The 14,532-nt window shown below is 63.9% G+C and carries 15 protein-coding genes; 5 read left to right on the top strand and 10 right to left on the bottom strand.

Going from position 1 to position 14,532, the window contains the following annotated elements:
* Positions 1-21: 21 nt before the first annotated feature.
* Positions 22-807, top strand: coding sequence for a DUF3109 family protein (locus tag AC1DVN_RS17695; protein ID WP_003941928.1), 786 nt, complete (start codon positions 22-24; stop codon positions 805-807).
* Positions 808-906: 99 nt separating this feature from the next.
* On the opposite strand, the gene AC1DVN_RS17690 is transcribed toward AC1DVN_RS17695, so the two are convergent.
* From AC1DVN_RS17690 to AC1DVN_RS17655, 8 genes are all read right to left on the bottom strand, one after another.
* Entirely contained in the window at positions 907-1,596 is a 690-nt protein-coding gene (locus AC1DVN_RS17690) for a response regulator transcription factor (protein ID WP_003942020.1), read from the bottom strand.
* Positions 1,593-2,828 carry a sensor histidine kinase gene (locus tag AC1DVN_RS17685; RefSeq protein WP_019744391.1) on the bottom strand — a complete coding sequence of 412 codons (1,236 nt, stop codon included), beginning with the start codon at positions 2,826-2,828 and terminating at the stop codon, positions 1,593-1,595. The genes AC1DVN_RS17690 and AC1DVN_RS17685 overlap by 4 nt, the downstream gene beginning before the upstream one ends.
* A gap of 162 nt (positions 2,829-2,990) precedes the next feature.
* Positions 2,991-3,746 (bottom strand): phosphoglyceromutase, encoded by a 756-nt coding sequence (locus tag AC1DVN_RS17680; protein WP_477994077.1) that lies wholly within the window; start codon positions 3,744-3,746, stop codon positions 2,991-2,993.
* 46 nt (positions 3,747-3,792) lie between these two features.
* Positions 3,793-5,394 carry an AMP-binding protein gene (locus tag AC1DVN_RS17675; protein ID WP_019744393.1) on the bottom strand — a complete coding sequence of 534 codons (1,602 nt, stop codon included), beginning with the start codon at positions 5,392-5,394 and terminating at the stop codon, positions 3,793-3,795.
* 139 nt (positions 5,395-5,533) lie between these two features.
* Positions 5,534-6,031, bottom strand: coding sequence for a type III secretion system chaperone family protein (locus tag AC1DVN_RS17670; RefSeq protein WP_003941943.1), 498 nt, complete (start codon positions 6,029-6,031; stop codon positions 5,534-5,536).
* Complete coding sequence (mshA, locus tag AC1DVN_RS17665; RefSeq protein ID WP_019744394.1) at positions 6,028-7,356, bottom strand: D-inositol-3-phosphate glycosyltransferase; 1,329 nt, start codon at positions 7,354-7,356, stop codon at positions 6,028-6,030. The genes AC1DVN_RS17670 and mshA overlap by 4 nt, the downstream gene beginning before the upstream one ends.
* 42 nt (positions 7,357-7,398) lie before the next feature.
* Complete coding sequence (locus AC1DVN_RS17660) at positions 7,399-8,226, bottom strand: alpha/beta fold hydrolase (RefSeq protein ID WP_020906763.1); 828 nt, start codon at positions 8,224-8,226, stop codon at positions 7,399-7,401.
* Positions 8,172-9,398: an MFS transporter gene (locus tag AC1DVN_RS17655; RefSeq protein ID WP_019744396.1), complete on the bottom strand. Its 1,227-nt coding sequence runs from the start codon at positions 9,396-9,398 to the stop codon at positions 8,172-8,174. Before AC1DVN_RS17655 ends, AC1DVN_RS17660 begins: the two co-directional genes overlap by 55 nt.
* A gap of 111 nt (positions 9,399-9,509) precedes the next feature.
* Here AC1DVN_RS17655 and AC1DVN_RS17650 point away from each other — a divergent pair, with 111 nt between their 5' ends.
* The 3 genes from AC1DVN_RS17650 (at position 9,510) to AC1DVN_RS17640 (ending at position 11,742) form a co-directional block, all read left to right on the top strand.
* Positions 9,510-10,283 carry a PIG-L family deacetylase gene (locus tag AC1DVN_RS17650; protein WP_019744397.1) on the top strand — a complete coding sequence of 258 codons (774 nt, stop codon included), beginning with the start codon at positions 9,510-9,512 and terminating at the stop codon, positions 10,281-10,283.
* 65 nt (positions 10,284-10,348) lie between these two features.
* Entirely contained in the window at positions 10,349-10,741 is a 393-nt protein-coding gene (locus tag AC1DVN_RS17645) for a PaaI family thioesterase (RefSeq protein ID WP_003942017.1), read from the top strand.
* Positions 10,738-11,742, top strand: a complete 1,005-nt coding sequence (locus AC1DVN_RS17640; RefSeq protein WP_019744398.1) for a tocopherol cyclase family protein — start codon at positions 10,738-10,740, stop codon at positions 11,740-11,742. Before AC1DVN_RS17645 ends, AC1DVN_RS17640 begins: the two co-directional genes overlap by 4 nt.
* Here the strand turns inward: AC1DVN_RS17640 and AC1DVN_RS17635 are convergent.
* Positions 11,708-12,577: a LysR family transcriptional regulator gene (locus AC1DVN_RS17635; RefSeq protein ID WP_029254832.1), complete on the bottom strand. Its 870-nt coding sequence runs from the start codon at positions 12,575-12,577 to the stop codon at positions 11,708-11,710. The two genes, AC1DVN_RS17640 and AC1DVN_RS17635, sit on opposite strands and share 35 nt — an antisense overlap.
* A gap of 70 nt (positions 12,578-12,647) precedes the next feature.
* Between AC1DVN_RS17635 and AC1DVN_RS17630 the strand changes: the two genes are divergently transcribed.
* Complete coding sequence (locus AC1DVN_RS17630; RefSeq protein WP_019744400.1) at positions 12,648-13,007, top strand: YybH family protein; 360 nt, start codon at positions 12,648-12,650, stop codon at positions 13,005-13,007.
* Between the two features lie 15 nt (positions 13,008-13,022).
* Here AC1DVN_RS17630 and AC1DVN_RS17625 read toward each other — a convergent pair whose 3' ends face one another.
* Positions 13,023-14,294: an ROK family transcriptional regulator gene (locus AC1DVN_RS17625; RefSeq protein WP_020906761.1), complete on the bottom strand. Its 1,272-nt coding sequence runs from the start codon at positions 14,292-14,294 to the stop codon at positions 13,023-13,025.
* Positions 14,295-14,532 lie beyond the last annotated feature (238 nt).

The raw sequence follows: 14,532 nt of genomic DNA, 5'->3' as shown, positions 1-14,532 counted from the left end.
AACCCAGACCGGTCCCACAAGATGACTCCGAGCCCCGAGGTCGATCTCGATTTCCCGCGCGAATGGGTCGAATTTGTCGATCCGGACAACTCCGAGCACCTCATTTCCGCTGATATGACGTGGTTGCTCTCGCATTGGACCTGCGTGTTCGGCACGCCGGCGTGTCAGGGCATCATCGGCGACCGCCCGGACGACGGCTGCTGCTCGCACGGCGCTTTCCTCTCCGATCAGGAGGATCAGGACAAGCTCGATGCGTCAGTGAAAATGCTCACAGCCGAAGACTGGCAGTTCATGGAAAAGGGTCTCGGCAAGAAGGGCTACGTCGAAGAAGACGACCTCGAGGACGAGCCCGCGCTGCGCACCCGCCGCTACAAAGGAGCGTGCATCTTCCTCAACCGGCCGGGTTTTGCCGGCGGCGAGGGCTGCGCACTGCATTCCATGGCGCTCAAGAAAGGCATCGAGCCGCTCGAGGTGAAGCCGGACGTGTGCTGGCAGCTACCCATCCGCCGCACCCAGGACTGGGTCGACCGGCCGGACGGCGTTCAGATCCTCAAGACCACGATCACCGAGTACGACCGCCGAGGCTGGGGTGAGGGCGGCGACGACCTCGCCTGGTACTGCTCCGGCTCCCCCGACGCTCATGTCGGGGAGCGGCAGGTCTGGCAGTCCTACGGGCCGGAACTGACAGAGCTTCTCGGAAAGCGTGCGTACGACGAGCTGGCTCGCCTCTGCAGGCGTCGCGCCGGCCTCGGCCTCATAGCAGTCCATCCGGCGACCACGATCGCTCAGAACAAAGCTCAGGGCTGACTCCACGTAGACAAAAAGAATTCAGCCGCTCACACGATCGTGTGAGCGGCTGAATTCTTCTCGGCATTCGTCTCGATATTTCTTCTCGACGAGGTTCGATCACGCTTCGAGCTTGTAGCCCAATCCTCGGACCGTGACCAGGTGTTCGGGCTTGGCCGGATCCGATTCGATCTTCGAACGCAACCGCTTCACGTGTACGTCAAGGGTTTTGGTGTCGCCGACGTAGTCGGCGCCCCAGACGCGGTCGATCAACTGTCCGCGGGTCAGCACCCGGCCGGAGTTGCGGAGCAGGTACTCGAGGAGGTCGAACTCCTTGAGCGGCAATGTCACCGGGTTACCGGCGACCTGCACGACGTGACGCTCGACGTCCATCCGCACCGGTCCGGCCTCGAGCACCCCGTTGTCGGAGGCGAGATCCGCCTCGTTCTCCACCCCGCGACGCAGCACCGCACGGATGCGGGCAATCAGCTCGCGCGCCGAATACGGTTTGGTCACATAGTCGTCCGCGCCGAGTTCCAGGCCGACGACCTTGTCGATCTCACTGTCACGCGCCGTCACCATGATGACGGGAACGCCGGAGCGCGACCGCAGCGCCTTGCAGACGTCCGTGCCACTCATGCCGGGCAGCATGAGGTCGAGCAGGACGATGTCCGCTCCGGAGCGATCGAATTCCGCCAACGCCGACGGTCCGTCGTTGACGATGGTGGTCTCGAAGCCCTCCTTGCGGAGCAGGAACGCCAGCGGGTCCGCCAAGGACTCCTCGTCCTCCACGATCAGCACACTCGTCATCGTTTGGCCTCCATGCCGTTTTCTCTACTGCCTTGTTCTCGTCTGCCGATCCGCGTGGAACCGGCGGTTCCCGCGTCGTCAGAGTCGATGTCGTCGTCCGACTCCACGTGTGCCGGTATCTGCAACGTGAAGGTAGACCCTGTTCCCGGTTTGCTCCACAGTTCGATGGAGCCGTTGTGATTGGCCGCGACGTGTTTGACGATCGCCAGCCCCAGACCGGTTCCGCCGGTCTGCCGTGACCGCGCCTTGTCCACGCGGAAGAATCTCTCGAACACTCGCTCCTGGTCCGCTTTCGCGATGCCCTCTCCTCGGTCGGTGACTGCGATCGCGACATTGTCGCCGCGTACCGACCGACTGACGGACACCGGAGAACCCTTGGGCGAGTATGCAATAGCGTTCTCGATGAGGTTGGACAATGCTGTGACGAGGAGAGTCTGATCCCCGAGCACTTCCAGCCCACTCGGATGGTCGGTGGTGACGGTGATCCCGGCGGCCTCGGCCGACAGATTCGACCTCGACAGCGCCTCGGACACCACGGTGTCGACGTCGACCACGTCGAGATCCGGCAGCTTCTCGGCACCTTGCAGGCGCGAGAGTGCGATCAACTCGGTGACCATCTTGCCCAGACGAATCGACTCGCCCAGCACCCGTTCGCCGAAGTGCCGCACCGATTCCGGGTCGTCAGCAGATTCGAGCAGTGCCTCCGCGAGCAAACTCATCGCACCGACCGGCGTCTTCAGTTCGTGGCTGACGTTCGCGACGAAATCGCGTCGCGTCGCCTCCATGCGGACCTGCTCGGAATCGTCGTCAGCGAACAGGACCACGAAATTGCGATCGTCCTTGCTGAGCAACCGGGCCGTGCCACGTACCGCGATCTTGTCGCGGCCGCGCTGAGCGGTCTGCGCCGTCAGATCGACCTCGACGGCTTGGCCCGTCCGCAGAACCTCCTGAGCAGCCCGCCAAGCTCGCTCGTCGACCAGACGATTCTTGACGAGGCCGAGTTCCTCGGCGCGAGGGTTGAAGAGCACGACGTCGTGGAAACCGTCGACGACGGCGATACCGCTTTCCGAAGCCAACACGATGAGGTCGAGAACCTGAGACATCGTGAGCCCGGTCTGTTCGTCCGAGCGCTGACTCTGGCGCGACGACAGCCTGGGTACCAGCACCCCGCCGACGAGGTAGCCGACCAAGCCGGCGACCACGACCAGCAGCACTGCAATCACGACACTCACGGCGCAATCGTACGTTCGCGCGAAGTGTCGGTTACGGCGGGTTCGGACGTTCCCGCCCGCGTAATCCGCCAGGTGGACGGCGTTGGTTCGTCGTTCATCTGTTGTTGGCCGAGGCCCCCCGAAAACACTGTTCGGGGGGCCTCGACGCACATCATCGGGTTGCTACTTTCCGCCCTGATTCGCCACCGCGGCGGCGCCGGCAGCTGCGGCCTCCGGATCCAGATAGGTGCCGCCGGGATTGAGCGGCTTCAGGTTCTCGTCGAGGTCGTAGCGCAGCGGGATTCCGGTCGGGATGTTCAGGCCCGCGATGTCCTCGTCCGAGATGCCGTCGAGGTGCTTGACCAATGCACGCAGCGAGTTGCCGTGTGCAGTGACCAGCACGTTCCGGCCGGCGAGCAGCTCCTGGGAGATGGTGTCCTCCCAGTACGGGATCAGACGCTTGACGACGTCGAGCAGGCACTCGGTCAAGGGAACCTCGTCGAGGTTCGCGTACCGGGGATCGGTGTCCTGGCTGTACTCGCTGCCGGCTTCGATGGCGGGCGGCGGGGTGTCGTAGCTACGGCGCCAGAGCATGAACTGCTCGTTTCCGTACTCTTCCTTGGTCTGCGCCTTGTTCTTGCCCTGCAGAGCGCCGTAGTGGCGCTCGTTGAGACGCCAGTCGCGCAGTACCGGGATCCAGTGGCGATCGGCGGCGTCGAGTGCGAGGTTGGCCGTGCTGATCGCGCGGCGCAGCAGAGACGTGTAGAGAACGTCGGGCAACAGGTTGTGCTCGGCGAGCAGTTCGCCGGCGCGCTTGCCCTCGGCCATGCCCTTGTCTGTCAGGTGTACGTCCACCCAGCCGGTGAACAGATTGAGTGCATTCCATTCGCTCTCGCCGTGGCGGAGCAGGACCAGGGTTCCGATACTCATGGCGTTCATCCTGGCACGAGTACCGGAACCCTTCTTGATCAACCCTGTCCGGAAATCAGCTCGGGGCTACTTCCGCAGTTCGCAGATCCTTACGGAGGATCTTTCCGGCCGCGGATTTCGGCACGGTGCTGATGAACGAAACCTGGCGAACCTTCTTGTGCGGCGAGACTCGCTCGGCGACGAACGAGATCACATCGGCTTCGGTCAACTCGGCGCCGCCCTGGAGCACGACGAATGCCTTCGGGACCTCTTCGCCCTCGGCGTCGAGCACGCCGATCACGGCGGCGTCGGCGATCTGCGGGTGGGTCAGCAGCAAGGCCTCGAGTTCCGCCGGGGGAACCTGGTAGCCCTTGTACTTGATCAGTTCCTTGAGGCGGTCGACGATCTTGACGACGCCGTCGCCGTCGACGGTCGCAATGTCACCGGTGTGCAGGTAACCGTCGTCGTCGAGGGTGTCCTTGGTGGCCTGGTCGTTGCCGAGGTAGCCGAGCATGATGTTCGGGCCCTTGCACCACAGTTCGCCGGGCTCGCTGACGCCGTCCGAGCCGAGAGCCGGGTACGCGACCTCTTCGCCCGTTCCGGGGTCGACGAGCTTGCATTCCATGTTGGCGATGGTCGGACCGCACGTGTCGAGGGCGATGTCGTCACGATCGAAGGGGATCGCGTGCGAGACCGGGCTCATCTCGGACATGCCGTAGCCCTGGCGGACGTGGCAATTCAACCGGTCGGCGACGGCCTTGCCGAGCGCCGCGTCGAGCGGGGCCGCACCGGAGAAGATGGTGTGCACGCTCGAGAGGTCGTACTGATCGACGAGCGGGTGCTTTGCCAGCGCGACGGCAACGGGCGGTGCGACGAAGATGTACGTCGACTTCTGCTCGGCGACGATCCGCAGGAACTCGACGAGATCGAACTTCGGCATCGTGATGAGGCTCGCGCGGCGGTAGAGCGCAGCGTTGAGCAGGACAGTCATGCCGTAGATGTGGAAGAACGGCAGGACCGCGAGAATCTTGTCGTCGGTCTCGATGCCCATCCGCGGAATGATCTGGCAGACGTTGGCCACGAGGTTCCGATGGGTGAGCATGACCCCCTTGGGTCGGCCGGTGGTGCCAGACGAGTACGGCAGCACCGCGAGCTGGGTGGCCGGATCGAAGGAGACCTCGGGCGCCGCTGCGCCCTCGCCGAGCAGATCTCGCAGCGACAGATGGCCTTCGGCACCGTCGAGCACGAAGACGTTCTCAGCCGGGATACCGACCAGGTCAGCAGCTGCCTTTGCCTGCGGCAGGAGCGGCGAGACGGTGAAGAGGAACTTGGCCTTGGAATCGGTGAGCTGCTTGGCGATGTCCTCGGCGGTGTAGAGCGCGTTGATCGTGGTCGCGACGCCACCGGCACGAAGGATGCCGTGGAAGACGGAACCGAAGGCCGGGACGTTGGGCGAATGCAGCCCGACCACGTCGCCGACGGCGAGTCCGCGCGCTGCGAGAGCGCCTGCAACGCCGTTGATCTGTGCGATCAGCGAAGCGTATGTGGTGACTGCGCCCGAACTGCCCTCGACGAATGCCGTCTTGTCGAGGTCTGCGGGGTCGGTATTTCCGAACAGGAAGTCGTAGACGCTGAGGTTGGGGATTTCAACGTCGGGGAACGGACTCTTGAAGCTCACTGTGCTCCTCGAAAAGTTGCGCGGCGGGGTGGTGTGACCAACTTACTGTGACTCACGGGAACAGTATTATTCCGTGACGACAGTCACAAGTAAAGGCCACTTTACGTGACACATCCGCGATGTGTCTCACCCCGCTCGATCAGCTCTGCGCGGGCTCTTCCTCGATGAGGTGCTTGAACGGTTCGAGATTCGCCAGCGACTCGCCTCGCGACACCCGCCACGCCCACTCACGCTTGATGGAAGAGGAAAAGCCGAGTTCGAGGATGACGTTGAAATCGCCGTCGGCGGCTTCGAGAACCTGACCGAGCACTCGGTCGAGTTCATCGCCGGTCACGGCATGCTCCGCGATCTTGCCGACCAGGTAGATGTCCCCGACCTTGTCGAGTGTGTACGCCACCCCGTACAGACGGCGGTTGCGCTTGAGCAGGAACTTGTAGACGCCTTCGAAGTTCTCGTCCACCTTGCGGCACACGAAGGCCTCGACCCGCACACCGTGATTGCCGACGGTGAGCAGAGTCGACGTCTTGAGTTTGTGTTCACCGGGAAGTTCGACGATGAAATGCGCGTCGTCTTTTCTGGTGAATTCGAGTTCGCGCTCGGTGAGGGCCTGCTCGATGGTGTCCGAAATGCTGCTCATGTACGCACTCCCCCGGTCCGGCGCAGACGCCACAGACCCCGCGCACGGCGGGGCGAGAAGTCGCTTGGACCGGTTCCGTTGTTGTAGTTGACTGCGGCTTTGCGATAGCTCTCGAGCAAACCGTCCGCGGTGTGTTCCCACGAGAAATTCTCGGCGTGACGCGGTGCCTGCGCGGCGAGTTCGGCCAAGCGCGTCGGCGCTGTCACCAAAGATTCGAGGGCGCCGGCCCAGTCTTCGGTGCGGTGTCCTTGAACCAGCAGGCCTGTCTCCCCGTTGCGTACGGCTACTCCCAGTCCGCCGACGTCGGCGGCGATCACGGGAGTTCCGCAGGCTTGAGCTTCGATGGCGACCAACCCGAAGGACTCCGAATAGCTCGGCACCGCAACCAGATCCGAGGCACGGTAGACATCGGCGAGACGCTCCGGTGCCTGCGGTGGCAAGAACGTCACCTGCGCGGTGATACCGAGTGATCGTGCAAGTTCGATCAGCACGTCCGGCCGCGCGAGACCAGTTCCGGACGGGCCACCGACGACGAGGATGCGCAGCGGCAACCCGGGCCTGCGGCTGATCACTTCGGCTGCAGCACGCAGCAGAACGTCCGGCGCTTTGAGCGGTTGGATGCGGCCGACGAAAGTCACGACGATCTCGCCCGGGTCCAACCCCAACGACGCGCGGGCTGAATCGCGATCGCCCGGTCGATAGCGGGTGAGATCGGCGCCGGGAGCCACGACGTCGATACGCGTGGGATCTGCGCCGTACAACTCGTGCAGCGCCTTGGCTTCGTCGGTGGTGTTGGCGACCAGGCGATCGGACTCGGCGACTACTTGCTGCTCGCCGATCTGACGTGCTGCCGGCTCCGGGGTGTCTCCCTCGGCAAGCGAAAGATTCTTCACCGCCGCGAGGGTGTGTGCAGTGTGTACGAGGGGAACGCCCCAACGGTCGCGAGCCAGCCAGCCGACCTGCCCGGACAACCAGTAGTGCGAGTGGATCAGGCTGTAGTACCCGGGCTCGTGTCGCGCTTCCTCCCGTAGAACGCCCGCGACGAAGGCACACAGTTGAGTCGGCAGATCCGCCTTGTCCAGCCCTTCGAAGGGACCAGCTGCAATGTTCCGAACCCGCACTCCGGGAGCGGCGTCCACCACGGGTGCGTCGGCCGAGGACGTCGCGCGGGTGAATATCTCCACCTCGACGCCACGTTTGGCGAGCTGAATCGCGGATTGCAGAACGTAGACGTTCATCCCACCCGCGTCACCGGTGCCGGGTTGCGCCAATGGCGAGGTGTGGACCGAGAGAACGGCCACCCGGCGAGGGCGCGAAATGTGCATGGGCGTCACGACTCCATACTGCCCCCTCACCGGGCGCGAACTCTAACCGAGGCTCGAGATGAAGGTTCGCACTTCGGACACGAATCGTGTCGGATCCTCCACGAACGGGCCGTGATTGCAGCCTTCCCAGTACGACGCCTGGGACTTGGGAATCAGCTCCTCGGCGTGCTTACCTGCACTCACGTCGACGACGGAGTCCTCGGTTCCGTGCAGAACGAGAACGGGGATATCCAGGTTGCGAAGCAAGTCGTCGTGACCGACAGCACGGTTGAACAATGCTGCGCGCACCCGCGGACGAGTCGAGAGGCTGTACCCGAACAAGGCCTGCGACGCTGCACCCTTGCCCTCGGGTGGGCCGGTGAGAGCGTTACCGAAAGCGCCGAGTGCCCTGATCGCCTCGCGGGGATCTTCGGACATCGCGCCGGGAACCGCGCTACGCATCGCCGAGCCGACCTTGCCGCCCTTCTCCCCGCGGCCGATGCTGGTGATCGCACCGACCAGAACCGCACCCGCCACCGCGCCGGTTCCGTGCGCTGCCAGATAATCGCAGATCACCAGACCGCCGTACGACCAGCCGAGCAGTATCGCGTTCTCGGTGACGCCTTCTGCCGCGAGAACAGCCGCGACGTCGCCGGCCCAGTTCGCGGAGTCGTCGTATCCGGTTTCGGGAGCATCGGAGTAACCGTGGCCGCGCAGATCGACAGCGATCAGGCGGTAGTCCGCAGCCAGGTCCGCGAGGACCTGCTCGCCCCAGCACTGCGACGACTGAGCCCAGCCGTGCAGCAGCACCAGCGGGGTCCCCGCCGAATTTCCGGTTACTCGATAGACGATGGACGTGCCGTCGACGCTGACGGCTTCACGAATAGACATGCCGTCACGATAGAGGCTGCGACTGCAGCGCCGACCGCGAGCATGTACGCCGACGAGACGTCGTAGCGGTCGATCAGTTGCCCGGCCAGCGCAGACCCGAGCGCCACGCCGACGCCGAGGCCGGTGACCGTCAGGGTCATTCCCTCCGTGAGCTTTTCCGGGGGGACGATCTGTTCGACCAGGGCTGTCGCGATGATGAGCGTCGGTGCGACGGTCGCCCCTGCCAGCACGTATGCACCCGCGAGTGCGGCCACGTTTCCGACCAGGAGTAGTGGGACGCTGAGAACGGCGACCGCGGAGGACGCGATCATCAGTTGACCGCGCAGCGATCGCGCCGGATGCATCGACCCGAAGATCAGTCCCGCGATTCCCGAGCCGCCGGCGAACAGCGCGAGGACCAGCGTCGCGGATCCCGGCGAATTCTGTTCCTGGGTGAACGCGATGGCGCCGACGTCGATGACGCCGAAGATCGTTCCGAGCATCACCATGATCACGATGACGATCCACATCACGTGGTTACCGAGAACCGACCGTCCGCGGCCGGGTCGGCGCGGATGCACCTTCGGTTCGGTTCCGCGCTGTATGACCAGCAGCAGGGTTCCGGTGACCAGCAGAATCAGTCCCGCCAGGGGTCCCGCCTCGGGAAAGAGCCCGATGCTCAGGCCGACCGAAATGACGGGGCCCGCCACGAAACAGAGTTCGTCCACCACGGATTCGAAGGCGAAGGCGGTGCGCAGCTGAGGTTTTCCGACATAGATCGCCACCCACCTGGCGCGGATCATCGCGCCGATCGTCGGGGTGGCGCCGCCGGGGACGACCAGAACGAAAAGCAGCCAATCGGGAGCTTCCATCCGCACTGCGAGCAAGAGCGCCCCGATCGCCGTGACGCTCACGGCTGCGGCAATCGGCAGGACCGCACGCTGGCCGAAGCGGTCGACCGCACGTGAGACCGCGGGCGCGATGATCGCCGACGAGAGCGCAAAAACCGCGGCGAGCGCGCCGGCGAGCGCGTAGTCACCACGAAGTTGCGAGATCATCGTCACGATTCCGATGCCGATCATGGCGATCGGCAGCCTTGCGACAAATCCGGCGGCTGAGAAGGCGACCGATCCGGGGGCGGCAAAGATCTCGCGGTAGGCGCTCAGCAGGCCTTTGTTGGTGGATTCGCTCATGTCAGCTTCTCGTGCACTGAACAAGGTTCACAGAGCCGAGGCCGACTCGACAAATCGTTTTCACTGTGCGCTCGGGTTGACCTGTCGGTAACTTGCCTTACGATTGCGCGAATGAGTGTCCTGGTGTGTTTCCACGCCCATCCCGATGACGAAGTTTTCACTACGGGTGGCGTGATGAGAATGGCCGCCGACGCAGGTCACCGCGTCGTAGTCGTCACCGCTACCGACGGTGCTCTCGGTGAATTCCCCGACGGCCTGTTGGACGAATACGAGACGTTGGCTCAGCGCCGCAGCCGTGAACTCGAGGCGTCCACCGACGCGTTGGGCGCCAATCGCGTCGTGTCCCTGCATTACCCGGATTCCGGGATGGTGGGTACGCCCGAGAACGAGAATCCGGAAGCGTTCTGCAACGTCGACGTCGAGAAGGCCGCCGAGCGTCTGGCCGAGGTACTTCGTGAAGAGAACGCCGATGTCCTGACCATCTACGACCCCAACGGCGGATACGGGCACCCGGATCACATCCAGGTCCACCATGTCGGCGTCCGGGCCGCAGAACTCGCAGGCACGCCGTTCGTCTACGAGGCGTCCACCAACCGCGATCACATGAAGATGCTGATGCAGGCCAACCCCGAGTGGACCGAAGAGGCGCAGCCGCCGGACATCGAATCGTTCGGGCTTCCGGCAGACCAACTCACCACCGCCGTCGATGTCAGTTCGGTGATCTCGTCCAAGCGCGCGGCCATGTACGCGCACGCGACGCAGGTCGGCGATTTCGGCCCGTTCCTCGAAATGCCGACGGAGCAGCTCGCCGCGGCATTCGGCACCGAGTGGTTCCGTCGCCGCAACGCGCCGGAAGGTCTGTCCGAAACCGCCCTTCCCCTCTGAAGTCACCGCCCTCGATAAACCGAAGTCCCGACGGAGGTTTCGGCGGCTCGTTACCATCGGTAGGCATGGACCTCGAACAACTTGTCGCGAGCATGCCTTTTGCAGTTCACACCGGAATTCAGTTGGACAGCGCGGCACCCGAACAGGTTGTCGGCCATCTGGATTGGGACAGCCACCGCACCACCGCCGGCAACGGAATGCACGGCGGCGCCTTGATGACGCTGGCAGACAGCGTCGGCGCCGTCTGTGCATTCCTCAATCTTCCGCCCGGTGCAAGCACTTCCACCACCAGTTCGTCGACCGTGTTCACTCGCGGGGTGCGCAAGGGCACGGTCACCGCAACCGCCCGGCCATTGCATGCGGGGCGCAGCACCGTCGCGGTCGTGACCGAGATTCGCGACGACGAAGGCCGCCTCGTCGCTCAGGTCACCGCATCACAGGCAGTATTGGGACCGTGAAGCGTCCCGCGTACCGCGCCTCGGGTGCCACCCTGCCGTACGGCAATCTGCTTGCCTCCCATGATGTTGCGATGGAGGGTTACTTCTGGCGATTCACGATGCCAGGCAGCGGACGGGTGGTGATCGCGCTCGCCGGAATCAACAAGTCCGACGGCGGCAACTGGTCGACGCTCGGTCTCGCGGCGCATCCAGGCGGATTCCTCCGTACCGCCGAACATCCGAGCGGATCGGCCGATCCACGGATCCTGGGGGCCTACGCCGACAACGCTTTCCGCGGCAATGCCGATCGACTGCAGGTCGATTTCGGCGACAGCCATCTCGACGTGCGGATCAGCAATCAGCGATTCTGGCCGCATCGCCGCTTCGGGGGATCGAGCTACTTCCAATCAGTTCCCGCACTCAATCAATACTGGCATCCGTGGCTGCTCGGCGGCCGGGTCGAGGGAAGCGCCGTCATCGACGGGCAGAACTGGGATCTCACCGGGGCACAGGTGTACGGCGAGAAGAACTGGGGAAAGGGAGGATTCCCGGAATCCTGGTGGTGGGGACAGGCACAGGGGTTCACCGATCCGCGAGCCTGCGTGGCGTTTGCCGGCGGCCAGGTCAGCGCCGGACCTCTGCGCACCGAAGTCACCGCCGTCGTTGCCGCGCTACCGGACGGAACGGTATTGCGGCTGGGTAATCCGCTGACGTCACAGGTGGAGACGACGGTGTCCGACGATCGCTGGACTCTTCGCGGCTACAGCCGGAAGTGGAGCGTCGACATCGACGGGACCGCGCCCATCGCCGACGCACATATTCTTCCTGTTCCGATACCTGCCGAGCGTCGAAACGTGCCAGGAGCGCTCGAGCATCTCGGTGGAACCATGTCGGTCATCGTCCGCCGGCGCGGCACCATAGTCTGGAAGGACAGGTCACGGTTGGCTGCTCTCGAGCACGGCGGATTGGATCGGGCGCAGGCCGAACTCACTCGGCGGGAACAGCTCTCGCAAGATCGATGAGAGCGGAGGCCGCCGGATTCTTGCCGCCCGACGAACGCCAGACCAATTCCAGCCGAGATCGTGCTTCCGGTTCGAGATCGATCCGATGCAACTCCCCCACTGTCGACTCCGGAAGCACGGCCATTCCCAGCCCCTGCGCTGCCAATGAAACGATGATGCCGAGGTTGCTTGCCTCGAGCGCAACCGTCGGCTTGGTGCCGGCGGCGGCGCACGCGAAGTCCAGACACGTTCTGATGCCGGTTCCCTCCGGCAGACAGATGACCGATTGCGTCGCGAGTTCGGCAAACGGCAGAGACGACACCTCGGCCAGCGGATGATCCGCCGCCACTCCGGCCACCAGTCGTTCGTCGGTGATCACCCTCGATTCGAGCCCTTCCGGCAGCTTGCCCGCCACCCCGATGACGGCTATGTCGAAGGTTCCGTCCAACACTCCGGCAAGCAAACTGCGCGAATCGTCCTCGGCCAGCGAAATGTCCAGTCCGGGGTGTTTGTTGTGCAACCGACTGAGCAGATCTGTGAGGTCGGCGGAAGCGCAGGCGGTAACCATCCCGACCGAAACGGAACCCCGAACCAGTCCGTTCAAGGCATCGACAGCGTCGCGGGTGCTCTGAACGGAAGCAAGTGCAGCGTAGGCGTGCGGGAGGACAGCTCGCCCGGCGTCGGTCAGACAAACGGTTCGACCACTACGATCGAGCAATTCCTGCCCCAACTCACGTTCGAGCCGTTTTACCTGCGCACTCACACCCGGTTGGGCTACGTGAAGCCGCTCGGCGGCGCGAGTGAAGTTGGCTTCCTCCACTACCGTGACAAAGTATTCGAGCTGCCGAAGTTCCATAACTGCTGATTCTAGCTGCGAGACAAACTAGATCTTGGACTTATCGACGGCGGGCTAGAACGATGGAAGCATGACAACAACAGATGACGTTCAGAAGGCCGGAACCCCGGAAGACATCGCGAAGCTTTTTGTGCAGTTCGCCAACGCTGGTGACGCAGACGCCGTCGCCGCACTCTACGAGGAGGATGCGGTGATGGCCTTCCCGCCCGGATCCCTCACGGTGGGCCGCCAAGCCATCCGCGAGGTGATCTCTCAGATGCTGGCAGCTGCACCGAGATTCACCGTCGAGGAATCTCTACCGACGGTGATCAGCGGCGACCTCGCCATGACCTCGACCAAGCCTTCCGACGGAACCGGCGGGCGCACGCAGGTCGCGCGCCGCCAGTCCGACGGATCATGGTTGCGAGTCTTGGATCGACCGGAACTCTGACTACCCTCTTCGCAGTCAGACGGCCGACGCGCGACGCATGGCCGCAGCGGGATCAGCAAACAGTGAACTCAGTGACACGACCGTGGAAGCGTATTCCTGGACCCGATTACCGAAACCGGTAATTCGAATGTCCTTACGCTCCAAGGAGGATGCCGTCGAGAAAGCCTCGGCGACATGGGGCACTCCGGCGGGATAGTCGGTGAATGCCTGACCACCCAGAATCACACGATCCGGGTTGAACAGGTCACGCAGCATTGCCACCGTCCGGCCGAGGACGCGTGCTCGATCAACCAGAAGCTCGTGTGCCGGAATGGAACCCGACGACGCAGCCCGGTAGACGTCCGCGATCGTGACACGCTCACTGCCCTGGATCACTGCGCCCGAAGACAAAGCCTGCGCGACTACGGCGCGGTCACTGATCGTTGCTTCAAGGCAACCCACGGCGCCGCAGGTGCACCGTGCGGACGAACCCGTCGGAAGGTGCGCGATCGAACCGGGTCCGCTGGACGGCGTGTGCACTCGACCTTCGAAAGTGATTGCGATACCGGCAGTTTCACGGGCGTAGAAGTACAGCCCGGTAGTACCCGGCGTCGGGGCCTCGGCACGGTCGGTGCTGAGTAGAAGTTCCGACGCAGCCATCGCCTCGACGTGGGCGGCGACTGATACAGGAAGGTCCAAGCCGGCTCCGATGATGGATCCGACTTTGGCGCCCTTCCACCCCAGGCGCGGGTGATCGACTACTCCGGTCGCCGAATCGACGCGACCGCCGATGGCCACGCCGACGGCGAGGGGACGACGCTTGTGCCACCGTGAGGCAAACGATTTGGCCGAGCGTGCAATGGTGGCAAGCGCGACAGCAGAATTGGTGGCGGGAGTCGGAATCTCGACGGCGCCGAGCACCTTGCCACGAATGTCGCTGGCGATGATGCTGGTGACGACGGCACCGATATGAATGCCCACGGTCAAGTACGGCTCGTGGTTGACCTCGAACGGAACCCGCGGACGCCCGATGGCGCCGGAGGCTGTCAAGTCTGCGCGTTCGCGCAGGATCCCGAGGTCCAGCAGGCTCGTGACCTGCCGGTTCACGGTGGCAATACTCAGTCCGGACGCTTTCGCCGCGGTATCGCGAGAGAGCGGCCCGCGGGATCGAGCAATGCGCAACACCGTCGCGGACGGTCCGTCGGCAATGCGCAGTTCGGGCACGACGATCTGGGTACGGGTCCGCGTTCCCGAGAGCGCGGTTCGCGATCGGATGTTCGGAATGGCGGAGATTGTGGGTGTCGACATGGCTGTCCCTTGCAGAAGGAGGAGAAGGCGCATATCTCTGTCGACCGCGAAATCAGCTTTTGCGCTGGTCAAGCGAAGAGAAAGACAGGAAAGGCGCAGAAATTAGCTGCAGAAAGAACGGCGGCGACAACACAGCTCTCGCGCCAAGGGCAGACGCGAACCAAGCGCAGCGGTCACATAGGTGACCCGCAAAGCGGCAGGCTGGTCGGTCGACATGGCTCCAAAAGTAGCAGCTTCA

This window comes from Rhodococcus sp. P4_E4 (assembly GCF_056401575.1).
The sequence above is the reverse complement of the archived record's forward strand: the minus strand, read 5'-3'. Positions and strand labels throughout refer to the sequence as shown.

Excerpts from the sequence above, each read along its gene's own strand:
- AC1DVN_RS17695 (WP_003941928.1), top strand. The coding sequence starts at position 22 with ATGACTCCGAGCCCCGAGGTCGATCTCGATTTCCCGCGCGAATGGGTC.
- AC1DVN_RS17690 (WP_003942020.1), bottom strand. The coding sequence starts at position 1,596 with ATGACGAGTGTGCTGATCGTGGAGGACGAGGAGTCCTTGGCGGACCCG.
- AC1DVN_RS17680 (WP_477994077.1), bottom strand. The coding sequence starts at position 3,746 with ATGAACGCCATGAGTATCGGAACCCTGGTCCTGCTCCGCCACGGCGAG.
- AC1DVN_RS17670 (WP_003941943.1), bottom strand. The coding sequence starts at position 6,031 with ATGAGCAGCATTTCGGACACCATCGAGCAGGCCCTCACCGAGCGCGAA.
- mshA (WP_019744394.1), bottom strand. The coding sequence starts at position 7,356 with ATGCACATTTCGCGCCCTCGCCGGGTGGCCGTTCTCTCGGTCCACACC.
- AC1DVN_RS17660 (WP_020906763.1), bottom strand. The coding sequence starts at position 8,226 with ATGTCTATTCGTGAAGCCGTCAGCGTCGACGGCACGTCCATCGTCTAT.
- AC1DVN_RS17655 (WP_019744396.1), bottom strand. The coding sequence starts at position 9,398 with ATGAGCGAATCCACCAACAAAGGCCTGCTGAGCGCCTACCGCGAGATC.
- AC1DVN_RS17650 (WP_019744397.1), top strand. The coding sequence starts at position 9,510 with ATGAGTGTCCTGGTGTGTTTCCACGCCCATCCCGATGACGAAGTTTTC.
- AC1DVN_RS17645 (WP_003942017.1), top strand. The coding sequence starts at position 10,349 with ATGGACCTCGAACAACTTGTCGCGAGCATGCCTTTTGCAGTTCACACC.
- AC1DVN_RS17635 (WP_029254832.1), bottom strand. The coding sequence starts at position 12,577 with ATGGAACTTCGGCAGCTCGAATACTTTGTCACGGTAGTGGAGGAAGCC.
- AC1DVN_RS17630 (WP_019744400.1), top strand. The coding sequence starts at position 12,648 with ATGACAACAACAGATGACGTTCAGAAGGCCGGAACCCCGGAAGACATC.
- AC1DVN_RS17625 (WP_020906761.1), bottom strand. The coding sequence starts at position 14,294 with ATGTCGACACCCACAATCTCCGCCATTCCGAACATCCGATCGCGAACC.